Source organism: Stenotrophomonas sp. FW305-3-2-15-E-LB1 (assembly GCF_058787375.1).
This window is the reverse complement of the sequence record NZ_JBYSZR010000011.1, coordinates 111,105-135,041: the sequence shown is the minus strand read 5'-3', so window position 1 is coordinate 135,041 and position 23,937 is coordinate 111,105. Positions and strand designations below refer to the sequence as shown.

Sequence of the window (23,937 nt, the reverse complement as noted above, 5' to 3'; positions counted from 1 at the left end):
CGCATGACAGTTGAATCGATCACCTTCATCGGCGGCGGCAACATGGCCCGCAGCCTCATTGCCGGACTGGTCCGCCAGGGCGTGCCACCGGCACAGATCCACGTGGCCGAGCCGGTGGCCGTGCTGCGCGAGGCCCTGGCCGCCGATTTCGGCGTGCAGACCCACGACAACGCCGCCGATGCCGCTGCCCAGGGCCAGACCTGGCTGCTGGCGGTGAAGCCGCAGGTGCTGCGCGAGGTCTGCCAATCGCTGCAGGCGCTGGCCCAGGCGCAGGCGCCGCTGGTGGTGTCGATCGCTGCAGGCATCACCAGCGCGCAGCTGCAACGCTGGCTGGGCGGTGCGCTGCCGGTGGTGCGCGCGATGCCCAACACCCCTGCCCTGCTGGGCGCCGGGGTGACCGGCCTGTACGCCACGCCTGCCGTGGATGCGCAGCAGCATGCGCAGGCCGAACGCGTGCTGGCCAGCGCCGGGCGCACGGTGTGGATCGAGGACGAAGCGCTGATGGATTCGGTCACGGCCGTGTCCGGCAGCGGCCCGGCCTATGTGTTCCTGCTGGCCGAAGCGATGGAAGCGGCCGGCATTGCGCAGGGCCTGCCGGCTGATGCGGCCCGCGCGCTGACGGTGCAGACCCTGCTGGGTGCCTCGCGCATGCTGGACGAAGCCGGTGAAAGCCCAGCCGAACTGCGGCGCCGGGTGACCTCGCCCAACGGCACCACCCAGGCCGCGATCGAGAGTTTCCAGGCCGATGGTTTCGAGGCCCTGGTGGCCAAGGCCCTGCGCGCGGCGCAGCAGCGCGGGCGGGAGTTGTCGGCGGCGAATGATTGACCGCGATCTGTGATGTCGTGCCGACCAACGGTCGGCACCTACCGCACCGCATCGTCAACGCGCCAGTGTGGCCTCGGTCCACCGGCCAGTAGATCCACGCTGTGCGTGGATGGAGCCTTCCCGGTGCACCGACACGCCGGCATCGACGCATGGCATCGTTCTACCCAACGTGCTGCAGCACGTACTCCACGAAACACTGCAGCCGCGGGCGCGGGCGCCGGTCCGGCAGGTAGATCAGGTGCATCGGCCGCGGCGCCGGCACGTAATCGCGCAACAGCGGCTTCAGGCGCCCGGCTGCGATGTCTGCGGCCAGCAGCGCGGTCGGCTGCAGGATCAGGCCGGCCCCGGCCACCGCCGCTTCGCGCAGCGCATAACCATCGTTGCTGGACAGCCGCGCCTCCCAGTCCACCTGTTCGCCATTGGCCAGCTGCCAGCCATGGCCGCCACGCCACGCCAGGTGGCTCAGGCAGTCATGTCCGGCCAGGTCGGCCGGCGTGCGCGGCGTGCCGCGCCGGCGCAGGTAGGCCGGTGATGCGCACAGGCTCATCGCATACGGCGGCAGCGGGCGCGCCACCAGTTCCTGCGACGGCAGCGGCCCGACCCGGATCGCCGCATCGAAGCCATCCTCGATCAGGTCCACGCGGCGGTTGCTCAGGTCCAGCTCGATGTTGAGCAGCGGCTGCGCGCGCAACAGCCCCGACAGCAACGGCGCCAGTACGCAGCTGCCCCAGGTGGTGGGCGCGCTGATGCGCAGCAGGCCCTGCGGCTGCCGTTGCAGCCCGGCGACGTCGGCCTCGGCCTGCTGCACCTGTTCCAGTACCTGGCGGCAGCCGGCCAGATAGGCCGTGCCCGCTTCGGTCAGGCGCTGGTGGCGGGTGTTCCGCTGCAGCAGCGCAGTGCCCAGGTGTGCCTCCAGCTGCTGGATGTATTTGCCGACCATCACCGCCGACACCTGCAGCTGCACGGCAGCGGCCGCGAAGCTGCCGTGCTCGGCCACGGCCACGAAGGCCTGCATGCAGCGCAACGTATCCATTGCTAACCCCGGGTTAGGAATGTGCGAATCATACGCCGCTTACCAAACCCGCAACCGGCGGCGCAGACTGGAGCCCTTCCCCTTGAGGACGCCACCATGAAGATCCTGCTTGTCGGTGCCAGCGGCACCCTCGGCCAGGCGGTCGCCCGCCACCTTGGCCAGCACCACGAGATCCTCGCCGCCGGCCGCCGCAGCGGTGCGCTGCGCGTGGACCTGGCCGACGACGCCAGCGTCTCGGCGCTGTTCGCGCAGACCGGCCCGGTCGATGCGGTGATCTCCACCACCGGCAACGTGCATTTCGGCCCGCTGCAGACGATGACCGCCGCGCAGTTCAACAGTGGCCTGCAGGACAAGCTGCTCGGCCAGGTGCGGCTGGCGCTGGCGGCGCAGCATCACCTCAATCCGGGCGGGTCGATCACCCTCACCACCGGCATCATCAGCGCGCAGCCGATCCGCGACGGCGTCAATGCCACGGCGGTCAACCAGGCGCTGGAAGGTTTCGTGCGCGCCGCAGCGCTGGAACTGCTGCCGCGCGGCCTGCGCATCAACGCGGTCAGCCCGAACGTGCTGGCCGAATCGCTGGATTCCTACGGCCCTTATTTCCCCGGCTTTGAAGCCGTGCCAGCGCAGCGCGCGGCACTGGCCTTCCAGCGCGCCGTGGAAGGCATCCAGAGCGGCGAAACCCTCACCGTCTGGTAACTGCTGCAACCGGCGCCGGGCATGGCCCGGCGCTACCGGGCGCGGCTCAGCCCCAGCGCATGGGGCCGTCGCCGCGCTCGCCAAGCACGTCGTCGGGGTTGGCCAGGCGGCAGCGTTTCAGCGACAGGCAACCACAGCCGATGCAGCCGGTCAGTTCATCGCGCAGCAGCTGCAGCATGTGGATGCGTTCTTCCAGTTCCTGCTGCCAGCGCGCGGACAGCCGCGCCCAGTCGGCCTTGGTCGGTGCGCGGCCCTGCGGCAGGGTCTCGAACGCGCGTGCCACCGCTTCCAGCGGCATGCCGACCCGCTGCGCCACGCGGATCACCGCCAGCCGCCGCAGCACGTCGCGTGCATAGCGGCGCTGGTTGCCCGCCGTGCGCAGGCTGCTGATCAGGCCCTTGCGCTCGTAGAAGTGCAGCGCCGATACCGCGACGCCGCTGCGGCGGGCCACGTCACCCACGCTCAGTTCCTGTTCCTGCATCGCTTGACCTCAACCATGGTTCAGGTGTCATGCTGCGTACTTCGCCGCCGGATGACAAGCGCGGCCCGAGTACCCGTCTCCGCATGACCCCCCCCTCCACCGCTCCGGCGACGGCCACCGCCGCGCCCGACTCCATCCTCTCGCCCGCCCACCGCGGCACCACCATCGGCATGGTCGTGCTGGTCGCCCTGCTCGCCTTCGAAGCGTTGGCCGTGGCCGCGGCGATGCCCACCGTGGCCGAGGCCCTGAATGGCCTGCGCCTGTACGCACTGGCCTTCGGCGGAACCCTGGCCACCAGCGTGGTGGGCATGACCGTGGCCGGGCGCTGGACCGACCGCAGCGGCCCGGCGCGACCGCTGTGGTGGGGTCTCGCCTGCTTCGTGCTGGGCCTGCTGCTGGCCGGCCTGGCCACGCGCATGGGCATGCTGGTGGCCGGGCGGCTGCTGCAGGGCCTGGGCAGCGGCGCGATTTCGGTGGCGCTGTACGTGATGGTGGGACGCAACTACCCCGAGGCGCTGCGGCCGAAGGTGTTCGCCGCGTTCTCGGCCGGCTGGGTCGTGCCGTCGATGGTGGGACCGGCGCTCAGCGGCATGATCGTGCAGCACCTGGGGTGGCGCTGGGTGTTCCTGGTCGTGCCCCTGCTGGCGATACCGGCGGCGCTGATGCTGCGCCCGGCGCTGGCCCGGCAGCCCCCCGTCGAAACCCGCGACGGGGACGATGGCGGCGACGTCGTGCGCTGGGCCGCCGGTGCATCGCTGGCGGCGCTGCTGCTGTACTTCGGTGGGCAGCAGCAGGGCGTGCCGGCGCTGGCCTGCATGGCCGTGGCCGTGGCCGGCCTGCTGCTGTGCGGGCACCGCCTGTTGCCGCCGGGCACGCTGCGCCTGCGCCGCGGGCTGCCCAGCGTGATTGCACTGCGTGGCGTGGCGGCCGCCGCGTTCTTCGCCTGCGAAGCCTACCTGCCGCTGCTGCTGCAGCGCGAACGTGGCCTGTCGCCGAGCTGGGCCGGCGCCGTGCTCAGCCTGGGCGCGCTGGGCTGGTTCAGCGGCTCCTGGCTGCAGGGCCACCAGCAGCGCGGCTGGTCGAGGCAGCAGCTGCTGCGCGTAGGCACGGTGCTGATGACCCTCGGCATCACGGCCACCCTGGCGGTGCTGTTCAACGTGGTGCCGCTGCCGGTCGCGCTGCTCGGCTGGACCATCACCGGTTTCGGCATGGGCATGATCTACGCCAGTCTGTCGGTGCTGACGCTGTCGCTGTCCGCGCCGCAGGAACAGGGCCGCAACAGTTCGGCCCTGCAGCTGAGCGAAGCGCTGTGCGTGGCCACCGCGCTGGCGCTGTCCGGTGCGCTGTTCGCGTTGTTTGTGGAAACCGCGCCGCATACCGGCTATGTGCTGTGCCTGGCCATCACCGTGGGCCTGGCCGTGCTGGCCACCGTGGTGGCGCGGCGGGTGTGAGGCCGCCGCATGCAGGTTGCCGGCCAGCGGCCGGCACTACCGGGTAGCGGCCCCCGCCTCGTCGATGTCACGGTGCAGGATGCGCCGCACTTCCAGCACCGCCTGCGGGCTTTCCTGCACGCTGTGGCCGGAGATGATCACCTTCTCCGACTGCGCGCCCGGCAGGTGCGCGCTCCAGTACGGCACCAGGCCATCGTCGGATTTCTCCAGCGGCAGTTCCGGTTTGCGCTGGGCGATGATCGAGTGGTACTTCAGGCCCGGTTTGATCGGCAGCTGCGCGGCCGCCTTCACGAACGGGTCGCTGGCCTTGAGGTTGTCGATGCTGTTGGGGATCTTCGGTTTGGCGGTGCCATCGACCTGCTGCTCGGCCTGCGCCAGCGCCAGGAACACATCCTCGAACTTGCCCAGGATGGTCAGCGGCAGGCGCACCAGCCGCCCGATCAGGCGGCCGACCTTGTTGCCGGCGATATCGGTGCCCTGGTGCGGGGCGGCGATGAAGATCGCGCGCTCCACCTCCGGCTGCGCCTTGAAGTGCAGCAGCGGCCCCAGCTTGCTCTGCACGCGTTTCAGGCGCTCCCCTTTCAGGTCGTAGTTGGCCAGCAGGTCGTTCCACAGCACATCACCCGAATCGCTCACCAGCAGCCGCGCCAGCACGCCGCCCATGCTGTGGCCGATGTAGACCATGTCCTTCGACGCACGCGTGCTGCCGTTGGGATCGAAGTGCTTCAACGTATCGTTGAAGGCAGTGGCGATCTCGTAGCGGTTCAAGGCGATGGGCGCGTTGGTGGGGTAATAGACCTGCCACACCTGGAACTGCCGGCGCAGCTCGGGGTCGCCCATGATCTCGTTGGCCAGGTTCACCCAGGCTTCCGGGCTGCTGGCCAGGCCGTGCAGCATGAAGATGATGCGGCGGTTCGGGTCCCACGGCTGCATCAGGTAGATGTGCGGTTCGCCGATGCCTTCGCTCAGGCCGAACAGCGTGCGCAGCGACTGCGTGGCGAACCCGCTCTGCGCCAGCCACAGGCCGTAGGCCGCGGTGAAGTTGCCGGCCAGCGGCACCTGCTCGCCGTGCAGGGTGATGCGTTCGGTGGCTTCCGGCGAATAGGCATCCAGTTCGACCCGCCGCGTGCGCATCACATCGTCCAGGCTGTCACCTTCAAAGCGCAGCAGCGCGGTGACGTTGATCGAGGACATCTCGCTGAACTCGGGCACGTCGTCGTCATGCCGATGGCGGCGGCCGCGTGCCGCGTCATCGTCGTCCGCCGCGGGTTCGGCCTTGGGGCCATCGGCTGCCACCACCGGCACCACCAGCTTCGGCGGGTCCATCACCATCACCAGCTCGGCACCGAAGCCATCACGGCGGTAGGTGCTGCGCAGGCCGACGAAGCTGACCGTACCGGCCGGCACCAGCTGCGACGGGATGCTCTTCAGCGCCAGCTGCTGGTAGTTGGCCGCCAACGTCCAACTGCCGGCAGACATCGGCCGGGTGTAATCCTCGCCCGCCAGCGCCGCCGCACGCGCACGCGCGAACAGCACCACCGCAGCCTTTTCCGCCGCGTAGTTGTAGTAGTCGCGCACCTGCGTCTGCCGGTCTTCGAACGCGCGGTCGGAGGGCGAGCGACCGCTGAAGAACAGGTAGGCGTAGCCGTAACGCGCCGCCTCCAGCCACGCGTCGAGCGCGGCATCGCTCATCGGCGGCTCGCCGGCGGCGTGCTTCTTCGGGGTCAGCGCCAGTGCGGCCTTGACCCAGAGTTCGGACAGCGTCGACAGCCGCTGCTCGACATTGAGGTCGTCGGTCATCAGCAGCGTGCTGCGGCAGACCAGGAAGTCCTTCTCGCACTGCGATTCATCCAGGCCGGCAGCGCTGAGCGTCTCGCGCGAGGCCGGGCTGAGCTTGCCGGTGTTGAGCACGTCGGCGCGCTTGTTCACCAGGGAATCGCTGGAGGCCACCTGCTTGACCGTGACCATGGCACAGCCGCTGCCTGCCAGCAGGACGCACACCGCCAGCAGCGCCGGCAGCACGCGCTGCCAGCGGATCGGGAAAACGAAGGTCATGGCTGCGGATCCTGCCCGGTGCCGGGAATACCGCGACGGATCACGGCGGAGAAGTTTTCGCCCGGCGCCATCTGCAGCGCGCGGCCGGTGATGCGGCCCTTGGCCTGCAGTTCGGCATACGGCACACCGGGCGCCAGCGCACCGACATCCTGTGCGTACTCGGCCAGGTAGCCGGACAGCAGCAGGCGGTAGTCCAGCGGCAGGCCCGGGGCGATGTGCCGGGCCAGGTCGAAGACGATCGTGGTGCAGTTGCTGGTGGCCGTGTTGTAGAAGGCCGGCGCGGCATCCAGCTGCCTGGCCTCATCGAGGTAGGCGGCGAACAGCGCCTTCAGCTGGCCGCGGTCCAGTCCGTGCAGGCGGTACAGGTAGACATCCTCGCCCCGCGCATTGGTGCGCGTGCGCAGGATGTCGGTCTCTTCCGAGGCCACCAGGGTCATCTCGAAACGGCGGAAGAAGCCTCCCAGCGCCGAGAACGATTCGCCGCGCTCCTTGCGGATCTCCAGCGAGAACACCAGGTGGCGGCCATCGTCGAAACCGAACGAGACCAGCGTGTGGGCGATGGCCGGGCCCATCCAGTAGGACAGCACCAGATCGGCCGAGCGCAACTGGTCCAGGTCGTACTCGCGGCGCACCCAGCGCGCGTCGTAGTCGGTCTCGCTGCGCCAGGTGAAGTCGCGCACATTGTCCAGCACCACGTGGCGGCCATCGAAGGACGCCACGTGCAGGCGCTGCGCCACATCATCGGCCCAGTCGCGGTCCTGGCGCGGGGTCAGCAGCAGCCACCACAGGCCGGCCAGCACCACCGACGCCACGTAGAAGCAGCTCCCGCGGCGGGTCTGCATACCGCGCGCCACTGTCCAGCTGGTCCACAGCGCCGCCAGCAGCCACAGCCCGGCCACGCCCGCCGACAGCCAGCCCGGCCCGGGCAGCTGGTAGGCAAACAAGCCGGCCATCCACAGCGCCAGCAGCGCCATGGCACATCCTGTCATCCAACGTCCTGCGGCTCTCACGGGCATCCTGTCGCGTTCGGGGGGCGGCATAGTTAGCCACAAGCGAGCTGACGCTGGCATCACCGGCCCATTCAGCAACGGGCGCCGGCCGCCGGGGCAGCGCATACTGGCCGGGTCACCACCTTCGGGAACAGCGATGGGAATCACCTCTGTAGCCGGTGTTGCGGTACAGCCCCGGCACCGCGCCACCTGCCATTGCGGCACGGTCGAGCTGCTGCTGGACCTGCCCGACGGCATCGTCGACCCGCGCCGCTGCGACTGCTCGATGTGCCGGCGCCGTGGCGCCATCGCCGCCAGCGTCACCCGCGAGGGGCTGCAGGTGGTGCGCGGCCAGGACCACCTGCGCCTGTACCAGTTCAACACCCACGTGGCCGAGCATTACTTCTGCGGTGTCTGCGGCATCTACACCCATCACCGGCGCCGCTCCAACCCGGACCAGTACGGCTACAACGTGGCCTGCCTGGAAGGCATCGATCCCTTCGCGCTGGGCATCATCCCCGTCAACGACGGGGTCAACCACCCGGCCGACCAGACCGCCTAGTGGCGCGTGCGGCGCATGGCCGGGGTCACCTTCTGCCACGGTGCCATGCCGCTGCGCCCTGCCCGTACGGGACGTTTCAGCCAAGGCCTGCGCGGCGGCGGCGGCGGGTCGACGGCCATCGGCGGCGGCAGCGGACGGCGGCTGGGCCAGAGATGATCAAGCAGCCACATGGCGGATCTCCGTGGGGGACGGGGATGATCGACTCTAGCCCTGCGGCGGCATGGACCGCGTGAGTCCCTGACGACACGACGATGACATGCCGGGCGACTCACGCGCGTTCCGCACTGGTTTCGTGCAACGCCTCGCTGCGCCCCAGCAGCAGCTGCCCAGCGCGCGGCTGCGGGTGTTCATCGATTACCTGGTCGAACACCTGTTCCGTGCTCGATAGACTGGGCAGCCGTATTGGAAGCAGCTGCGCACATGGCAATCAAACACCTGGACGTACTGAAGCTGGTTGCCGCCGCCGGGCTGGTCGAGGCCATCGACGGCGACGTCAAGCGCTGCGCGCTCTGGGCGCGACTCCCCCCTGAAGCCGCCGAGCGCGAACCTGCGCAGATCGGTGCAGAGGTGCTGGGGAACGTACTGCTGCGCTGGAACTGCATCCTGCAGGCCGACCCGGCCGAGGTCGCGCCGCTGTATGTCCACAAGACCGCGCTGGCGCTGGCGGTGTGCCTGCATCGCCAGGGCTTCGCCGATGCGGAACTGACCGACGCAGCGGTTGCGGCGATCGCCGCCTTGAATGCCGCCGTGGCATTGAATGACACCTTCCATCGCCGCAGTGCGGACATCGAAACCCTGCTGCGCAGCCCCGCGTTGATGCCGGCACGCCGCCCCTCGCATGCGAAAGCGCACACCGCGTGGCGCGCCGGTGACGTGGTCGGCATGCAGGTGGGCGACCGCCACCATGCCTTCCACGTACTGGAGGTCAGCCAGGGCGCGCCCATCGTGGAGTTCTACGACATCGTGCAGGACACGCCGCTGGCATGGGAACACCTGCAGGGCGTCATCGCCCGTGGCGAACGGCTGAACGACGGCCGGGCGTACGTGGACCGGCATGCGCTGTATGGCTGCAGTACCAGCCCGACCCTGCCCACCAGTTCCGCCTGTTGGCCAGCGGCATCGCGCAGGGGCCGGACAACGCGCACCTTGCCCGGCACAGCGGCCTGTACGCGGTCACCGATATCTTCCGCATGGCGCGTGAGCTGCTGCCCTAGTCCAGGCCTGCGAAGAATGCACCGCCCGCCGCCACTCCCCAGATGAGGTGCGCTCCGCCTGCGCAGAGCTGCAGCGCTCACACCCACGCTGCGGCGTGGATGGGCGGCGGGCGATGCGGGTTGGCGTACCGGAAGACTCTGGAGCGGACCGGCGGATCGGGATGATCCCCACGCATCACCCGCCACGGACCAGCGGGCCGCGCCGTCCGGAAGCCGTCCTCCCTGGACAGCTTCCGGACACGCGCCAGAGTTTTTTGGGACGCCAATCCCAGCCAGCCACGAAGGCCGGCGAAGGGATGCTGACGGCGCGTGCCGACGCTGGCTGTAGGGGTTACCCGCAGCCACCCCTCAGGAATGTGCGGATCGCCAACGCAGCGCGCTAAAACCCTTGTTCTGCGGTGCCCGTGCGCCGGCGTCGCAACGTGCTGCAACTGGTATTTCAGGCACCACCGGCGCGGCAGAGACACGCCGCAATGTCGATCACGACAGATCCTGCTGGGCGGCCAGTGCCAGGAAGTGCTGCAGCACCGGCCCAGCCACGCCCGGCCGCGTGCAGAACTGCAGCTCGAAGCCCGCCTCGGCGCCATCGATCACGCGGTACACCACTTCCTGCGGACGGAAGCTGGCCATGCTGGCCGGCACGATCGCCACGCCCGCATCCACCGCCACCAGCGACAGCACCGCGTGCATGCCCTGCGCCTCCTGCACCACGCGCGGGGTGAAGCCGGCCGTGGTGCACAGGCCCAGCACCTGGGCGTGGAAGCCAATGCCCTCGCCCGCCGGCCAGGACACGAACGGTTGCTCGGCCAGCATCGCCACGGTAAGCGCCGGGCACGCCGCCAGGGGGTGCATGCGCGGCAGGGCGATGGCCAGGCGATCCTGGTCGAACCCCTGCAGCGCCAGCTCGGTGGACGGAATGGGTGGGATCAGCACGCCCAGGTCGATGCGCTCTTCGCGCAGCCACTGCTGCTGTTGCCGCGAGGTGGCCTCATGCAGGTGCAGCTGCACCTGCGGAAACGCCTGGCGGAACTGCCGGATCAGGCTCGGCAGGCGACCGTACAGGGCGCTGCCGACGTACCCTACGCGCAGGCTGCCGATCTGCCCGGCCGCCGCTTCACGGGTGCGCTGCAGCGCCTGCCCGGCCTGCTGCAGCGTGGCACGGGCTTCCACCAGCAGGGTCTGCCCGGCGGCGGTCAGCCCCAGCGTGCGGTTGCCGCGCACGATCAGGCGCGTGCCCACTTCCTCCTCCAGCCGCCGCATCGCCGCCGTCAGCGGTGGCTGCGACATGTGCAGGCGCGCGGCGGCGCGATGGAAATGCAGTTCTTCGGCCACCGCCACGAACTGGCGGAGCAGGCGCAGATCGATCATCTCGGCACGGGCAGCGGGGGGCTGCCTAGGGTACGCGCTCAGCCGCGTGCGTCGACACTCGGCCGTGCGATCACCGGCCACTGCAGGGCCACCGCTTCGATGCTGTCGGCCGCCACCGCGCGCAGGTCGCGCGGGTAGCCCACATGTTCGGCTTCCTGCAGGCGCAGGGCATGGAACTGGCCGTTGCTGGCACGCAGCACCCAGCCCCCTTCGTGGCACCGCGTCGATGCCAGGAAGGCCACGCCGCTGGCGACCGCATCGGGATGCAGCTCGTCGGGCTCGCCGTCGATGCCCCACATGCGGGTCTTGGCCACCGGCGAAACGGCGTTGACCACGATGCCGTGCTCGGCGCCCTCCAGTGCCAGCACGTTGACCAGCCCCAGCGCGGCCATCTTCGCCATCGCGTAGCCCGCCAGGCCTTTCTGCGCGTATTGCGGGTACAGCGCGCGGTCGGAGGTGGTCACCACGATGCGGCCACCCCCAGCCTCGCGCATCGCCGGCCAGGCGGCCTGGGCCAGCCACAGTGGCGTCTTGGCGGCCAGCCGAAGCATCTGCTCCAGCGCATCGTCATCCACCGCCTCAAGCAGTTCGTACGCGACCCAGCCGGCGTTGTGCACGATGAAATCGATGCGGCCATGCCGTTGCAGCAGTTCGCGCACCAGCGCGTGGCAGCACACGCGCGCATTGATCGCACCGGAGGCCGCCTCCACCGACAGGCCCTGTGCCTGCAGGGCGGCCACGGCGTCGCCGATGCGGCCGGGATCGCTGCCGCGGCCGTCGAGGCCGGCACCCACGTCATGCATCACCACATGCGCGCCACGCTGTGCCAACAGGCGGCTGTACGCCAGGCCAAGACCGCCGGCCGCGCCGGTCACCAGGCCGACCTGGCCTTCAAAGGATACGAGGGAAGGTTTCATCCGCCGCAGCATGGGCGATGCGCCCGCGCTGCGGCCAATACCGATTGTCCACGCGCACGATAGCCGTTGCGTATCAACCACGGGCTCAGGCTTCCGAATCGCTGCGGCTGATGCGCGACACGCGCCAGCCGCCATGCGAGGTGAAGCGCCCGCTGTCCCCCCACACCGCAAACCGCAGCCCGACCACCGATGCGCGCAGGCGCGAGCAGTGCCACTCGCGCGCCTTGCCGTAGGCCTTGGCAAAGCGGTGCAGCAGCCCGCGGTTGGTTTTCTCCGGGCGCTGGGCCAGTCGATCATTGCGCATGTTGCGTTTCCCCTGTTGTCCATGCAGTGCGGATGCCTGTCATGGAACAACCGGAGAAACCGCGCGGAACCTATCGCGCCCGGGCAACCTGTGCGTCGGCCAGCTGCGCGTCCAGGGCCGCCGCGCGCAGCAGGAACTCCGAATGCGGCGACAGCCCGACCAGCTGCGGGCGGGCGCGCTGCAGCTGGGCCGCGGCCGATGCCGCGTTGCCGGACTGCAGCAGGCTTTCCGCGTACGGAATGCGCCACTTCGCCGTGGCGGTGGAGTCGGCACCGTAGAAGCTCTCGAAGGTGGCCACGACGGTCGCCCAGCGCGCGGCGGCATCACCGGCACCACTCCGCTGGGCCAACAGCGCGGACTGCATCTGCTGGCGCAGCGCCAGGCTCGGCACCGGCGCAGGATGCTGCCGATCGAATGCGGCCAGCGCTTCCCGCGCCTGGGCGATGCGGCCGGCACGGGTCAGCCACTCCAGTTCCACCAGTTCCAGTGTTACCAGCTGCTGGGAATCCGCCTCCAGGGTACGCCGCCACACCACGCCCACTTCGCGCAGCAACGGCTCGGCTTCGGCGGTACGGTCCGCACGCATCAGCAGGCGCGCCAGTACCATCTGCACGTCCAGGCTGCGCGGGTGCTGCGTGCCCAGCAGGCGCTGGTGCAGGGCCAGCGTCTGCCGGTAGCCCTGCTCGGCCAGGGCGAGGTCGCCGCGCGCCTCCTCCATGATCGCCCGGCCGTACACCATGCCGGCGTACGCCAGGCTGTCTGCCCCATCCACCCGCGCGCTGGTGGCGATGGCCGCATCGAAGTGCTGCTGCGATTCGCCATAGCGGCCAAGATCGAGATACTGGCCGGCCAATGCGGCTTCGGCCGCGGCCGTATAGCTGCTGTCGATGCCGAACAACTGGCGGGTGATGGCGAAGGTCTGCTCGGCCAGCCGCATCGCCTCGTCGGCACGCCCCTGTGCCAGCAGCGTGTAGACCAGCGAGCGCAGCACGCGCAGGCGCGCCGGCCCGTGCAGGGGCGAGGCATCGCCACCGATGGCCGCCGCTTCGCGCAACGTCTCCTCGGACAGTGGCAACCTGCCCTGCGACCGGTACAGCGTGCCCAGGTTGGACAGCGTGGTCATCCGGCCCGCATCGAACGCCGCGCCCGTGCCACTGCGGGCCAGGGCCAGAGCTTCGGCATAGGCCGTGTTGGCCTCATCGAAGTGCTCGCGGCTGGCGTGGGCACGCCCCATCGCATTGAGCAGGTCGATGCGCACGCCAACGTCGTCATCCTGTTCCAGCAACGCCAGCCCGCGGCGTGCCCCTTGCAGGGCGGCATCCTGCTGGCCGTCCTCCACCTGCAGCAGGGCCCGTGCGGCTTCCACCGCAGCAATCTCGTGCGCCGGTGCACCGGCCTCGCGCAGGCCCTGCACGGCGCCCTGCAGCAGCGCGCCGGCTTCGCGCGGCTGCCCCAGGTTGCGGTAGGCGCGGCCGAGCGCGGCCTGCAGGCGCGCGCGTACCAGCGGCGAGGCGGACAGATCCTGCTCGATCCGCAACGCGCCGAGATCGAGTACCTCCCGCGCGGTCATCGGGCGGTCGCCGCGGATGCCCGGCTCGGCCGAATCGAATGCCGCCACCAGCACGTCGGCGATGCTGGACGCGGCCGCCGCGTTTTCTTCCGCGCGTGCCCGCGCATCGCCGATGCGCTGCACGAAGCCCACCGCCACCAGCAGCGCACAGGCCGCCACCGCCGAGGCGCGCCACTGCCGGCGCAGGAACAGCCGTGCGCGCTGCAAGCGGCTGGGCCGCCGCGCGCGCACCGGACGATGCTGCTGGAACCGGACCACGTCCTCGGCCAGCGCATCCACCGATGCGTAACGACCGGCGGCAACGGGTGCGCGTGCACGGGCGGCCACGGCCATCAGGTCGGCGTGCAGGCGCACCGCCGGCCCACCCAGCGCCAGCAGTTCGTCGAGCATCACCCCGAGGCTGTAGATGTCATCGGCCACCGCCGCCGGGCGCCCCGAGCGCCGCTCCGGGCTGGTATAGCGCGGCGTGGCGTAGGCACCGGCCTCGCTGCTGCCGTCATCCATCAGCCGCGAGATGCCGAAATCCAGCAGCACCGGTTCGTCATCGCTGCGCACCAGCACGTTGGCCGGCTTGATGTCGCAGTGGATCACGCCCTGCGCATGCGCAGCCTGCACCGCGCGGCAGACCTTGCAGAACAGGCCCAGCACCCGTGCCAGGGTGATGTCCGGCGCGCGGCAGGCTTCGTCCAGGCGCTGCCCGTCGATGAATTCCATCACCAGGTAGGGCTGGTCGGCAGCCGCACGGCCGACGTCATACAGGCGGGCGATGTTGGGATGCTGCAGGTCGGCCAGGATCTGGCTTTCGGCCTGCAGCCGCTGCGCCAGCGCGGGATCGAAGCTGCGCCGCATCACCTTGATCGCCACCTGGCGGCGGTACAGCTGGTCGGCGCGCTCGGCCAGGAACACCCGGCCCATGCCGCCGGCCGCGAGCAGGCGCACCAGCCTCCATGGCCCGATCAGCTGCCCCACCTGGGTATCGCCTACATCCAGCGAAGCGAGCACCGTATCGATCGAACGCTGCATGCCGCCCAGCGCCTGGGTCTGTGCACGCAGCAGGGCCAGCGTCTCGTGCACCAGCGTTGCGTCGCCGGTCAATGCATGCAGCTCACGCTCCCACTGCGGCTCGGGCAGTTCGCAGACCGAATCGAACAGCGCGCGCACCGCGCCCCAGTCCACCGCGCTGCTCATGTGCCGGCATCCCCCGCAGGCGTGCCACCGAGGTGGCGCTTGAGCCAGGCCTTGGCGAAGCGCAGGTCGCGATCGACGGTCGGCACCGACACGCCCTGTGCCGCGGCGATTTCCTCGCGGCGCATGCCGCCGAAGTACATCCACTCGACCGTGGAACTGGCGCGCGCATCCACATCGGCCAAGGCCAACAGCGCCGCATCCAGCGCCAGCACGTCCACGGCGTCCTGGTCCTCCACGCCTTCGCGATCGGCGTGGCCCAGGGTGAGATGCAGCTGATCGCCGCCACGCTTGGCCGCGCCCATCGCACGTGCGTGGTCGACCATCACGCTGCGCATCTTCAATGCGGCCAGGGCCAGGAAGTGCACGCGATCGTTGTAGGCCGTGCCGGGATCGAGCATGCGCATCAGCGCCTCGTTCACCAGCATGGTGGGCTGCAGCAGGCCGGGCGCATCGCCACTCAGCCGGACTGCCGCCATGCCGCGCAGTTGCGCGTACAGCATCTGCAGCAGGCGGTCGCGCGCGGACAGATCGTTGCCCGTGCTCCAGCGCCGCAGCAGCGTGGTGGCGCCATCGTCAGCGGGCGATCCGGAGGCCGTCATCTACATCGCGATCCATGCTCAGGCAGAGACCGCATTATTGCCCATGGCAGGTGCCAGGCGACATCGCAGGTCGGCACACAGCGTGCCACGAGGCTTGCGCTGCCTTCAGCGGCTGAAGCGGCGTGCCCCTGCCACGCAGGCCACGGCGGCCAGGGTCACCAGCAGCATGCCGGCGCTGACCGTTTCATGCAAAAGCAGCGCCGCCAGCGCCAGGCCGAAGAATGGCTGCAGCAACTGCAGCTGGCCGACGGCGGCAATGCCGCCCTGGGCCAGGCCGCGGTACCAGAACAGGAAGCCGACCAGCATGCTGAATACCGCCACGTAGCCCAGTGCCCACCACGCTGGTGCACCGATGGCCGCCATCGACGGCGGGCGCATCATCACCGTCAGCGGCAGCATCACCGGCAGGGCCAGCAGCAGCGCCCGGCTGATGACCTGCCAACCGCCGAGGTGCCGCGCCAGGCGCCCGCCCTCGGCGTAGCCCAGGCCGCACACCACGATCGCCGCCAGCATCAGCAGGTCGGCCTGCAGCGACGCTTCGATGCCGTTGCGTGCCGCGTAACCGACCACGCAGGCGCTGCCCAGCAGCGAGAACAGCCAGAACGCCGGTCGTGGCCGCTCACCGCCGCGCAGCACGCCGAACAGCGCGGTACTCAGTGGCAACAGGCCGACGAAGACGATGGTGTGCGCGGACGACGCCTGGCGCAGGGCCAGCGCGGTCAGCAGCGGAAAGCCCACCACCACGCCCAGGCTGACCATGGCCAGGCCGGACAGGTCCGCGCGCGCCGGCCGGGGCTGGCGCAGGGCCAGCAGCAGGGCCAGGCCGAGCAGTGCGGCGATGCTGGCGCGCGCGGCGGTCACGAAGCCGGCATCCAGCTCCAGCACCGCCAGCCGCGTAGCGGGCAGCGAGCCGGCAAAGATCACCACACCGATGAAGCCGTTGATCCACCCGCTTGCCGACCGTTCCACGCTGACATCCGTTTGCGAAGGGCCACGCGTGGCCCGGGCCGCCATTGGGCCATTGCCGCGCCCTGCCACCCAGCTACAATCCAGTACAGTCGCAAGTAACTGTACTGGTCACACTTCCCACACAGTCACCGCCATGTCCGGATCTCCCAGCCGTATCGACAGCGTCATCCATGCGGTACGCACGCGCATCGCCGCCCGCCAGGATGGCCCCGGCGCGCGCCTGCTTTCGGTACGCGCACAGGCAGCGGCCATGGGGGTTTCGGTATCCACGGTGGTCGAGGCCTACGAGCGGCTCGCTGCCGAAGGCGTGATCGCCGCGCGTGCCGGCTCCGGCTTCTACGTGGCCGGGCCGCTGCCGCCGCTGGCCCTGGCGGCCATCGAGCCACGCCTGGACCGCGCGGTGGATCCGCTGTGGGTCTCGCGGCAGTCACTGGAAACCCCCGCCGAACACCTCAAGCCCGGCTGCGGCTGGATGCCCAGCGAGTGGTTGTACCAGGATGGCCTGCGCCGCGGCCTGCGGCGCATGGCGCGCGCCGAGCCTTCCGCACTCACCGACTACGCCAGCCCGCTCGGCCTGCCGGCGTTGCGCCAGTCGCTGCAGCGGCGCGCGGCCGGCCTCGGTATCGACGTGCCGCTGGACCAGGTGCTGCTGGCCGAATCGGGCACGCACGCGGTGGATCTGGTCTGCCGGCTGCTGCTGAAGCCGGGCGACAGCGTACTGGTCGACGACCCGAGCTACTTCAATTACCACGCGCTGCTGAAGGCGCACCAGGTACAGGCCATCGGCGTGCCCTACACGCACAGCGGCCCGGATCTGGAAGCCTTCGCGGCGGCCCTGCAGGCACACGCGCCGCGGCTGTACATCACCAATTCCGGCCTGCACAACCCGACCGGCGCGGTGCTGTCGGCGGCCACCGCGCACCGGCTGCTGGGCCTGGCCGAGCGCAGCGGGCTGACCATCGTCGAGGACGACATCTTCGCCGACTTCGAGCTGCGCCCTGCCCCGCGCCTGGCCGCGCTGGACGGGCTGTCACGGGTGATCCACGTCGGCAGCTTCTCCAAGACCGTGTCGGCCGCTTCGCGCTGTGGCTACATCGCGGCGCGTGCGGACTGGATCGACGCGCTGGTCGACCTGAAGCTGGCCACCAGCTTCGGCGGCGGCCACCTGGCTGCACACCTGATGCAGATCGCGCTGACCGACAGCGGCTACCGCCGGCACATGCAGGCCATCCGTGCGCGCCTGGCCGATGCCCGCAAGCACACCCTGCGGCAGGTGCAGCGCCTGGGCATCACGCCCTGGCTGCTGCCGGAAGCCGGGTTGTTCCTGTGGTGCCAGCTGCCCGATGGCCGCGATGCCGCCGCGCTGGCCCGGCAGTGCCTGCGCGAAGGCGTGGTGCTGGCGCCGGGCAATGCCTTCAGCCAGTCGCAGCGCGTGGCCGACTATGTGCGCTTCAATGTCTCGCAATGCCAGGACCCGCGCATCTGGCAGGTGCTGGCGCGTGCGCTGCGCAGAAACGCTTGACGTTTTCCGGGCGTGTCGGCTTGACGAGCACGCTACAGTGGATTGTCACCCCTGCCGCAGGAACGCCCCATGTCGACCTTCAATGATCCGCAGGCCGTCGCCCGCTACGCCGAGGGTCCGCTGCGGCAGGTGCCGGGCTTCCTCGCCCTGCAGCAGATGAGCCAGCTGCTGCTGGCCGAACATGTGCCCCGCGAGGGACGCGTGCTGGTGCTGGGCGCCGGGGGCGGCCTGGAGCTGAAGACCTTTGCTGAAGCCCACCCGGGCTGGCAGCTGCTGGGCGTGGACCCGGCCGCACCGATGCTGGCACTTGCCGAGCAGACGCTGGGGCCGCTGATGGCGCAGGTCGAGCTGCTGGAAGGCTATATCGACGATGCACCGGACGTGCGTTTTGATGGCGCCAGTTGCCTGCTGACACTGCACTTCCTCGATGCCGCGCAGCGGCTGCACACGCTGCGCGAGCTGCACCGGCGCCTGCGTCCGGGTGCGCCGCTGGTGGTGGCCCACCACAGCGTACCGGCCGATGAAGCAGGCAAGCGCCGCTGGCTGCAGCGCTACCTGGCCTTCGCCGAGGCGTCCGGGGTGACCCACGCCGATGCCCAGCGCACGATCGAGGTCATGATCGAGCGGCTGCCGCTGCAGTCACCCGAGCAGGAGGTGGCGTTGCTGCAACAGGCCGGCTTCGACGGCGTGGAGCTGTTCTATGCCGGCTTCAGCTTCAAGGGCTGGGTGGCGTACGCCGGGTAAGGCGCCACATCGCGCCACGGCATCAGGGCACCACGGTGATGCCGATGCGCTGCACATCCAGCCAGGCAACGTGCCACATCGTAGAGTCGAGCTTGCTCGACTGATCGCTACCGCAGTCGAGCAAGCTCGACTCTACGGCGATCGCGCCACGGCATTACGGCACCACGGTGATGCCGATGCGCTGCATCAGCAATGCCACCTGCTGCACATCCAGCCGCGCTCCGCGCAGGTTGACCACGCGCAGGTCCAGGTCGCCCAGTTCCGAGCCGGTCAGGTCGCAGTCGGTGAAGTTGGCACTGCTCCAGTCGATGCCCTCGAACTGCCCGGCCGACAGATCCGAGCCGGCGAAACTGGCGCCACTGAGGTTGGCGCCGTCCCAACGGTTCTCCCACAGTTCGCACTTCTCCAGCGTCACCCGCGAGAAGTTGGCGTAGCGCAGGTTCGACTTCTTGATGAAGGCGCTGCAGAACCAGGTGCGCGTGGTGATCTGGTTCATGAAGCTGGCGTTGCTGAAATCCGCGCCCTGCGCACGGCACTCGCTGATTTCCAGGCCCAGGGCCTTGATGAAGTTGAAGTGGCACATGCTGATGTCGCAGCCGCGGAAGCTGGCTTCCTTCAGCGTGGCGCCATTGAAACGGCAACCGGTGCGGCTTTCGGCATCGTAGAAACTGCAGTTCACGAACTCGGTGGCAGTGAGGTCCGCACCGGAAAAATCACATTCGTGGAACTGCTGGTCGACCACTTTCTGGCCGGTGTACTGGTCGCCGGCAATACGCAGGCGGTGATGGACAGCGGGGGGCATGCGGTGGAATCCAATCGGGTTCGGTCATTGCGCCGCGTCAGCGGCCGCGGGTCGCCAGCAGGCCGTTTGCGCCGGCCCACTGGTTGATGTCATCGCGTCGGATGGCCGCGGCCATCAGGCCGGGGAACGCATCGGGCGTGCAGGCGAACGAGGGTACGCCCAACGCGGCCAGCTTGCCTGCCAGCTGCTGGTCGTAGGACGGCGTACCTTCATCGCTCAGCGCCAGCAGCACGATGAACTGCACGCCCGACTCCACCAGCTCGTGCGCACGCGCCAGCAGCTTGTCCTCCACCCCGCCTTCGTAAAGATCGGAAATCAGCACGAGGATCGCGCCATGTGGTTCGCGGATCAGCCCCTGGCAATAGCTCACCGCGCGATGGATGTCGGTACCGCCGCCGAGCTGCACGCCAAACAGCAGATCGACCGGGTCATCCAGCTGCTCGCTCATGTCCACTACTTCGGTGTCGAACACCACCAGCCGGGTGGACACTGCCGGCAGCGAGGCCATCACCGCACCGAAGATGCTCGAATACACCACCGAGGCCGCCATCGAGCCGCTCTGGTCGATGCACAGCAGCACCTCGCGCTGCGGCTTGCGCGCCTTGCGCCCATAGCCCACCAGTTCCTGTGGCACCACCGTGCGCAGTTCCGGCTGCCAGTGCCGCAGGTTGCTGCGGATGGTGCGGTGCCAATCGATCTCGGCCAGGCGCGGCCGGCGGTTGCGGCGGGCACGGTCCAGTGCACCGGTCACCGCCGAACGCATCGGCTCTTCCAGCCGCCGCAGCAGGTCATCCACCACTGCGCGCACGACCATGCGCGCGGTGTCCTTGGTCTCCGCCGGGATGACCTGGCTCAGGCCGATCAGGTTGGCCACCAGGTGCACGTCCGGCTGCACCTGCTCGAGCATTTCCTTCTCCAGCAGCATCTGGGTCAGGTTGAGCCGCTGCAGGGCATCGCGCTGCATCACCTGCACCACCGAGGAGGGGAAGTAGCGGCGGATGTCGCCCAGCCAGCGCGCCACGTTCGGCGCCGATCCACCGCGCCCGCCACGCCGGTTGAGGCCGCCCTGGCCCTCCGGTTCGTACAGCGCGGACAGCGCCTGGTCGATGCCCTGCAAGGGCTTGGGCAGTGCGCCGCAGCTGCCATCGGCCTGCTGGCCCAGGATCAGCCGCCAGCGCTGTTCGCGCGTGGTGGGCAGCTGGCCCGCTGTGTCATTGGACAGGTCGTCTGGCGTGCTCATCCGGCAATCCCCAACAGTTCGCGCAGCATCGGCAGCGCGCGCTCGGCGCGTGCCAGGTTCCAGTCCGGGGCCTCGCTGGCCACCGCCTTCGTCACAGTAGCCCGCGCGACCCGGGTGCCCAGGTCGCGGCGGTCGGCCGCCTCGAACGCAGCAAAGGTGCGCCGCACCAGCGGCAACACGCGCACCAGCTGGGCTTCATCCAGGCTCACCACCCAGTCATCGATCATCCGCCACACCGCATCGTCATGCAGCAGCACGGTGGCGTTGCGGTTGAGGAAGCCATCCAGCCACTGCGCGGCCTGCAGCGGCTCGGCGCCCGGCGAGAGCTGCTGCTGCAACTGGGTATGCACGGTGCCGGCGTCCAGCGCGCCGGTATCGAACAGCAGGCGCAGGCTGACACCACGCAGCAGTGCCGTGCTGGCCTGCGACAGCGCGACGCGGCGCAGCGCCTGCCGCCACGCATCGCGGCCGTCGGCATCGTCGCGCAGGCTGATCGCCCGCTCGGCAGCCAGCACGACCTCGCGCGCCGCTTCCGCGCGTGCTTCATCCAGGCCGGTCAGCGCCAGCGACAGGCCGATCACCGCGCGTTCCAGCATGCTGTCAAACAGGTGCGCGACCTGCACGCCCTCGGTCTGCCGCACGTTGCCATAGCGATGGATGTTGGCCAGCGGCGGCAGCGCGCCAAGCAGGGCCAGCGGATCGGCATCGGTGGCCGCGCGCGCTTCCAGTTCGGCCGCAATGGCCTGTACGGCCTGTGGCAGATCGGCCAGCAGCACCTGGTCGACCAGTTCGGACAACGCCGGCAGGTCAGCCGCCGCGCGTGCCTGGCTGACCGCCAGGTTCGACGCCGCATCCACCAGCGTCTGGCCATGGCGGCTGGCTTCCACCAGCGCCACCAGGAAATGCGGCTGCCAGGCCAGCTGCCAGAGCTCGTGGAAGGTGCCGCGTGCAGCGTGTCCGGTACGCGCCAACCGGCCCCATTCGATGCCCAGCAGGCGCAGGCGGTGCAGCAGGTGGCTGCGCGCCAGATCGTTGTCCTTGCGCAGGTCCAGGTCGAGGGTCTTTTCCAGTGCCTCGGGCTTCAGCCGCAGGCGCTTCTGCTGCGCTTCCAGGTCACGCTGCAGCGGCACCACCGGCACGCCGTCAGGCACCTGGCCCAGCGCATTGCCGATCAGCAGCTGCTCGCGGATCAACTGCATCGGCACGTCGTCGCCATTGCAGATGATGCTGCGGCTGGCCTCGCCGATCTCCTCAAGGCCAGGCGCCGGGCGCCCGCGCAGGGCCGCCAGGGTATCGGCCAGGCGCGTCGCTTCGATCAGGTGCGCGGACGAGCAGTCCAGGCCGTGCTCGCGCAGCAGGCGGCCCACCCTTGCGTACCAGCCCACCGCACGCTGGCCATGCACCCCGGCATTGCGCCACAGGTGGTCGTACCAGCCCGGTGCATCGACACCGGCGCCGTAGCCGCTGCCTGCGCTCAGGTGGCGGTAGGTCCACGGCACCCACGTGCTCTGCGTTCTGCGCCGGCTCTGGCCCTTCAGCAGGCGGTTGTCGGCGGCCGCACTGTTGGCGCGCAGCGCCGCCGGCTGCAGCGCCGGCACGTGCCACGCGCCGCAGACCACGGCCACGCGGCTGAACGTCTTGCCTGCCGCGCGCAGTGCCGCGCGCATGTGCGCCTCGCGCATCGCTTCCTGCTCGCCGCGGCGGCCGGGATAATCCGGGGTGTGTTCGCGCAGCGCGGTCATCGCTTCGGCAATCGCCTCGAACAGCCCCTGGCCATCGCCGCGTTCCTCCACCATGTGGTTCCACCAGGCTTCGCCATCGGCGTGGCCGGCGACCCGTGCCAGCCAGTCCAGCGGATCGGCCGGGCGCTCCTCGGCGGCCTCCTCAGCGGCGGCCTCAGCAGCATCGTCTGCCTCGGCATCCTCGGCATCCTCGTCCTGCGGCGGCGCCTGCCGCGCCTGCTCCAGCCACTCCAGCGACAACGCCGGTGGCACGTCCATGAAGCGCACCTCGACCGCATTGCGCGCGGCCCATTGCAGGGCCTGCCATTCCGGCGAGTACAGCGCGTACGGATGGAACACTGCCAGCTGCGGGTCGTCCACGCTGTAGGACAGCAGGGCCACCGGGGGCTGCATGGCCGCATCCAGCACGTGCGGCAACAGGTTCTCGGTACCGGCCGGGCCCTCGATCAGCACGCAGTCCGGCTGCAACGCGTCCAGCGCGGCCAGCAGGCTGCGCGCGCAGCCCGGGCCGTGGTGGCGGATGCCGAACAGGGAAATCCCTTCACTCATCGGCGCAGGCCCGCTCAGGCGTGTTCGCGGAAGGCGCGGTACAGATCCTTCCACTCACTGCGTTCCTTCACCACCGTCTCCAGGTATTCCTTCCACACCAGCGCGTCCTGCACCGGGTCCTTGACGATGGCGCCGATCATGCCGGCGGCCATGTCCGCCGGGCGCAGCACGCCATCGCCGAAGTGGCCGGCCAGCGCCATGCCGTTGTTGATGACCGAGATGGCCTCGGCGGTGGACAGCGTAGCGGTCGGGCTCTTCAGCTTCGACTTGCCATCCTCGGTGACGCCGTTGCGCAGCTCGCGGAAGATACGCACCACGCGCGCCACTTCCTGCAGCGCCGGCGGCTCGGCCGGCAGGTCCAGCGCCGTACCCAGTTCGCCCACGCGCTTGAGCACGATGGCCACTTCGTCTTCCTCGCTGGACGGCACCGGCAGGATGACCGTGTTGAAGCGGCGCTTGAGTGCGCTCGACAGCTCGTTGACGCCCTTGTCGCGGTTGTTGGCCGTGGCGATCACGCTGAAGCCGCGCACGGCCTGCACTTCGCTGCCCAGCTCGGGCACCGGCAGGGTCTTTTCCGAAAGCACGGTGATCAGCGCATCCTGCACGTCGGCAGGAATGCGGGTGAGTTCTTCGATGCGGGCGATCTTGCCCAGGCGCATCGCGTTCATCATCGGACTGGGCACCAGGGCCGTTTCGCTGGGGCCGTTGGCCAGCAGCTGCGCATAGTTCCAGCCGTAGCGGATCTGCTCTTCGCTGGTGCCGGCTGTGCCCTGCACCAGCAGGGTCGAATCACCGCTGATGGCCGCGGTCATGTGCTCGGACACCCAGGATTTGGCCGTGCCCGGCACGCCGAACAGCAGCAGCGCGCGGTCGGTGGCGATGGTGGCCACGGCGATTTCCATCAGCCGGCGGTCACCGATGTACTTGGGGCTGACCACGAAGCCGTTGTCCAGCGTGCCACCCACCAGATAAGTGACGACCGCCCACGGCGACATCGTCCAGTTGGCCGGGCGCTGGCGGTTGTCCTGGCGGCGCAGTTCCTCCAGTTCCTCGGCGTATTGGTGTTCGGCGTGCTGGCGCAGGACGGCAGTGGTCATGGGGGCTCCGTGTGTAA

At 69.7% G+C, this 23,937-nt stretch carries 22 protein-coding genes; 8 read left to right on the top strand and 14 right to left on the bottom strand.

The window, feature by feature from the left end:
- The first annotated feature begins 3 nt into the window (after window positions 1-3).
- Window positions 4-825 (top strand): pyrroline-5-carboxylate reductase, encoded by an 822-nt coding sequence (gene proC, locus AC3WL7_RS10710; RefSeq protein ID WP_108746089.1) that lies wholly within the window; start codon window positions 4-6, stop codon window positions 823-825.
- 160 nt (window positions 826-985) lie between these two features.
- On the opposite strand, the gene AC3WL7_RS10705 is transcribed toward proC, so the two are convergent.
- Complete coding sequence (locus AC3WL7_RS10705; protein ID WP_492750233.1) at window positions 986-1,858, bottom strand: LysR family transcriptional regulator; 873 nt, start codon at window positions 1,856-1,858, stop codon at window positions 986-988.
- Between the two features lie 96 nt (window positions 1,859-1,954).
- Here AC3WL7_RS10705 and AC3WL7_RS10700 point away from each other — a divergent pair, with 96 nt between their 5' ends.
- Window positions 1,955-2,557, top strand: coding sequence for a short chain dehydrogenase (locus AC3WL7_RS10700; RefSeq protein ID WP_079220875.1), 603 nt, complete (start codon window positions 1,955-1,957; stop codon window positions 2,555-2,557).
- A gap of 46 nt (window positions 2,558-2,603) precedes the next feature.
- Here AC3WL7_RS10700 and soxR read toward each other — a convergent pair whose 3' ends face one another.
- Window positions 2,604-3,038 carry a redox-sensitive transcriptional activator SoxR gene (soxR, locus tag AC3WL7_RS10695; RefSeq protein WP_079220874.1) on the bottom strand — a complete coding sequence of 145 codons (435 nt, stop codon included), beginning with the start codon at window positions 3,036-3,038 and terminating at the stop codon, window positions 2,604-2,606.
- Window positions 3,039-3,067: 29 nt separating this feature from the next.
- On the opposite strand from soxR, the gene AC3WL7_RS10690 reads away from it, so the two are divergent.
- Window positions 3,068-4,489 (top strand): MFS transporter, encoded by a 1,422-nt coding sequence (locus tag AC3WL7_RS10690; RefSeq protein WP_492750232.1) that lies wholly within the window; start codon window positions 3,068-3,070, stop codon window positions 4,487-4,489.
- Between the two features lie 36 nt (window positions 4,490-4,525).
- Here AC3WL7_RS10690 and AC3WL7_RS10685 read toward each other — a convergent pair whose 3' ends face one another.
- Both AC3WL7_RS10685 and AC3WL7_RS10680 read right to left on the bottom strand, forming a co-directional pair.
- Window positions 4,526-6,544: an esterase/lipase family protein gene (locus AC3WL7_RS10685; RefSeq protein ID WP_492750231.1), complete on the bottom strand. Its 2,019-nt coding sequence runs from the start codon at window positions 6,542-6,544 to the stop codon at window positions 4,526-4,528.
- On the bottom strand, window positions 6,541-7,584 hold the full coding sequence (locus AC3WL7_RS10680; RefSeq protein ID WP_492750230.1) for an Lnb N-terminal periplasmic domain-containing protein: 1,044 nt from the start codon (window positions 7,582-7,584) through the stop codon (window positions 6,541-6,543). The genes AC3WL7_RS10685 and AC3WL7_RS10680 overlap by 4 nt, the downstream gene beginning before the upstream one ends.
- Before the next feature lie 106 nt (window positions 7,585-7,690).
- Here AC3WL7_RS10680 and AC3WL7_RS10675 point away from each other — a divergent pair, with 106 nt between their 5' ends.
- The 3 genes from AC3WL7_RS10675 (at window position 7,691) to AC3WL7_RS10665 (ending at window position 9,355) form a co-directional block, all read left to right on the top strand.
- Window positions 7,691-8,095, top strand: a complete 405-nt coding sequence (locus tag AC3WL7_RS10675; RefSeq protein ID WP_492750229.1) for a GFA family protein — start codon at window positions 7,691-7,693, stop codon at window positions 8,093-8,095.
- 256 nt (window positions 8,096-8,351) lie between these two features.
- Window positions 8,352-8,483, top strand: coding sequence for a hypothetical protein (locus AC3WL7_RS10670; RefSeq protein ID WP_265349646.1), 132 nt, complete (start codon window positions 8,352-8,354; stop codon window positions 8,481-8,483).
- Between the two features lie 32 nt (window positions 8,484-8,515).
- Window positions 8,516-9,355: a hypothetical protein gene (locus tag AC3WL7_RS10665; RefSeq protein ID WP_492750228.1), complete on the top strand. Its 840-nt coding sequence runs from the start codon at window positions 8,516-8,518 to the stop codon at window positions 9,353-9,355.
- 434 nt (window positions 9,356-9,789) lie between these two features.
- Here AC3WL7_RS10665 and AC3WL7_RS10660 read toward each other — a convergent pair whose 3' ends face one another.
- The 6 genes from AC3WL7_RS10660 to AC3WL7_RS10635 form a co-directional block, all read right to left on the bottom strand.
- Entirely contained in the window at window positions 9,790-10,677 is an 888-nt protein-coding gene (locus tag AC3WL7_RS10660; RefSeq protein ID WP_492750227.1) for a LysR family transcriptional regulator, read from the bottom strand.
- A 38-nt stretch (window positions 10,678-10,715) separates the two neighbouring features.
- Window positions 10,716-11,594, bottom strand: a complete 879-nt coding sequence (locus tag AC3WL7_RS10655; RefSeq protein ID WP_492750226.1) for an SDR family NAD(P)-dependent oxidoreductase — start codon at window positions 11,592-11,594, stop codon at window positions 10,716-10,718.
- An 85-nt stretch (window positions 11,595-11,679) separates the two neighbouring features.
- On the bottom strand, window positions 11,680-11,898 hold the full coding sequence (locus AC3WL7_RS10650; protein ID WP_079220866.1) for a hypothetical protein: 219 nt from the start codon (window positions 11,896-11,898) through the stop codon (window positions 11,680-11,682).
- 70 nt (window positions 11,899-11,968) lie between these two features.
- Window positions 11,969-14,656 (bottom strand): protein kinase domain-containing protein, encoded by a 2,688-nt coding sequence (locus AC3WL7_RS10645; RefSeq protein ID WP_492750225.1) that lies wholly within the window; start codon window positions 14,654-14,656, stop codon window positions 11,969-11,971.
- Complete coding sequence (locus tag AC3WL7_RS10640; protein WP_108760283.1) at window positions 14,653-15,255, bottom strand: ECF-type sigma factor; 603 nt, start codon at window positions 15,253-15,255, stop codon at window positions 14,653-14,655. The genes AC3WL7_RS10645 and AC3WL7_RS10640 overlap by 4 nt, the downstream gene beginning before the upstream one ends.
- Before the next feature lie 105 nt (window positions 15,256-15,360).
- Entirely contained in the window at window positions 15,361-16,224 is an 864-nt protein-coding gene (locus AC3WL7_RS10635) for a DMT family transporter (RefSeq protein ID WP_492750224.1), read from the bottom strand.
- Between the two features lie 133 nt (window positions 16,225-16,357).
- Between AC3WL7_RS10635 and AC3WL7_RS10630 the strand changes: the two genes are divergently transcribed.
- Both AC3WL7_RS10630 and AC3WL7_RS10625 read left to right on the top strand, forming a co-directional pair.
- Window positions 16,358-17,746, top strand: a complete 1,389-nt coding sequence (locus AC3WL7_RS10630) for an aminotransferase-like domain-containing protein (RefSeq protein ID WP_492750223.1) — start codon at window positions 16,358-16,360, stop codon at window positions 17,744-17,746.
- Between the two features lie 69 nt (window positions 17,747-17,815).
- The gene (locus tag AC3WL7_RS10625) at window positions 17,816-18,490 is read left to right on the top strand and encodes a class I SAM-dependent methyltransferase (protein WP_492750222.1); all 675 of its coding nucleotides are present in this window, start codon (window positions 17,816-17,818) and stop codon (window positions 18,488-18,490) included.
- 154 nt (window positions 18,491-18,644) lie between these two features.
- Here AC3WL7_RS10625 and smqnr read toward each other — a convergent pair whose 3' ends face one another.
- The 4 genes from smqnr to AC3WL7_RS10605 are packed head-to-tail and all read right to left on the bottom strand — an operon-like array spanning window position 18,645 to window position 23,920.
- On the bottom strand, window positions 18,645-19,292 hold the full coding sequence (gene smqnr / locus AC3WL7_RS10620; RefSeq protein WP_492750221.1) for a SmQnr family pentapeptide repeat protein: 648 nt from the start codon (window positions 19,290-19,292) through the stop codon (window positions 18,645-18,647).
- Between the two features lie 37 nt (window positions 19,293-19,329).
- A complete protein-coding gene (locus AC3WL7_RS10615; RefSeq protein ID WP_150454201.1) occupies window positions 19,330-20,532 on the bottom strand; it encodes a vWA domain-containing protein in 1,203 nt (400 codons plus the stop codon).
- Entirely contained in the window at window positions 20,529-22,823 is a 2,295-nt protein-coding gene (locus tag AC3WL7_RS10610; RefSeq protein ID WP_492750220.1) for a DUF5682 family protein, read from the bottom strand. Before AC3WL7_RS10610 ends, AC3WL7_RS10615 begins: the two co-directional genes overlap by 4 nt.
- Before the next feature lie 14 nt (window positions 22,824-22,837).
- Window positions 22,838-23,920 (bottom strand): ATP-binding protein, encoded by a 1,083-nt coding sequence (locus AC3WL7_RS10605; protein ID WP_492750219.1) that lies wholly within the window; start codon window positions 23,918-23,920, stop codon window positions 22,838-22,840.
- Window positions 23,921-23,937: the final 17 nt, after the last annotated feature.

Excerpts from the sequence above, each read along its gene's own strand:
- proC (WP_108746089.1), top strand. The coding sequence starts at position 4 with ATGACAGTTGAATCGATCACCTTCATCGGCGGCGGCAACATGGCCCGC.
- AC3WL7_RS10705 (WP_492750233.1), bottom strand. The coding sequence starts at position 1,858 with ATGGATACGTTGCGCTGCATGCAGGCCTTCGTGGCCGTGGCCGAGCAC.
- AC3WL7_RS10700 (WP_079220875.1), top strand. The coding sequence starts at position 1,955 with ATGAAGATCCTGCTTGTCGGTGCCAGCGGCACCCTCGGCCAGGCGGTC.
- soxR (WP_079220874.1), bottom strand. The coding sequence starts at position 3,038 with ATGCAGGAACAGGAACTGAGCGTGGGTGACGTGGCCCGCCGCAGCGGC.
- AC3WL7_RS10690 (WP_492750232.1), top strand. The coding sequence starts at position 3,068 with ATGCTGCGTACTTCGCCGCCGGATGACAAGCGCGGCCCGAGTACCCGT.
- AC3WL7_RS10685 (WP_492750231.1), bottom strand. The coding sequence starts at position 6,544 with ATGACCTTCGTTTTCCCGATCCGCTGGCAGCGCGTGCTGCCGGCGCTG.
- AC3WL7_RS10680 (WP_492750230.1), bottom strand. The coding sequence starts at position 7,584 with ATGCCGCCCCCCGAACGCGACAGGATGCCCGTGAGAGCCGCAGGACGT.
- AC3WL7_RS10675 (WP_492750229.1), top strand. The coding sequence starts at position 7,691 with ATGGGAATCACCTCTGTAGCCGGTGTTGCGGTACAGCCCCGGCACCGC.
- AC3WL7_RS10670 (WP_265349646.1), top strand. The coding sequence starts at position 8,352 with ATGCCGGGCGACTCACGCGCGTTCCGCACTGGTTTCGTGCAACGCCTC.
- AC3WL7_RS10665 (WP_492750228.1), top strand. The coding sequence starts at position 8,516 with ATGGCAATCAAACACCTGGACGTACTGAAGCTGGTTGCCGCCGCCGGG.
- AC3WL7_RS10660 (WP_492750227.1), bottom strand. The coding sequence starts at position 10,677 with ATGATCGATCTGCGCCTGCTCCGCCAGTTCGTGGCGGTGGCCGAAGAA.
- AC3WL7_RS10655 (WP_492750226.1), bottom strand. The coding sequence starts at position 11,594 with ATGAAACCTTCCCTCGTATCCTTTGAAGGCCAGGTCGGCCTGGTGACC.
- AC3WL7_RS10650 (WP_079220866.1), bottom strand. The coding sequence starts at position 11,898 with ATGCGCAATGATCGACTGGCCCAGCGCCCGGAGAAAACCAACCGCGGG.
- AC3WL7_RS10645 (WP_492750225.1), bottom strand. The coding sequence starts at position 14,656 with ATGAGCAGCGCGGTGGACTGGGGCGCGGTGCGCGCGCTGTTCGATTCG.
- AC3WL7_RS10640 (WP_108760283.1), bottom strand. The coding sequence starts at position 15,255 with ATGACGGCCTCCGGATCGCCCGCTGACGATGGCGCCACCACGCTGCTG.
- AC3WL7_RS10630 (WP_492750223.1), top strand. The coding sequence starts at position 16,358 with ATGTCCGGATCTCCCAGCCGTATCGACAGCGTCATCCATGCGGTACGC.
- AC3WL7_RS10625 (WP_492750222.1), top strand. The coding sequence starts at position 17,816 with ATGTCGACCTTCAATGATCCGCAGGCCGTCGCCCGCTACGCCGAGGGT.
- smqnr (WP_492750221.1), bottom strand. The coding sequence starts at position 19,292 with ATGCCCCCCGCTGTCCATCACCGCCTGCGTATTGCCGGCGACCAGTAC.
- AC3WL7_RS10615 (WP_150454201.1), bottom strand. The coding sequence starts at position 20,532 with ATGAGCACGCCAGACGACCTGTCCAATGACACAGCGGGCCAGCTGCCC.
- AC3WL7_RS10610 (WP_492750220.1), bottom strand. The coding sequence starts at position 22,823 with ATGAGTGAAGGGATTTCCCTGTTCGGCATCCGCCACCACGGCCCGGGC.
- AC3WL7_RS10605 (WP_492750219.1), bottom strand. The coding sequence starts at position 23,920 with ATGACCACTGCCGTCCTGCGCCAGCACGCCGAACACCAATACGCCGAG.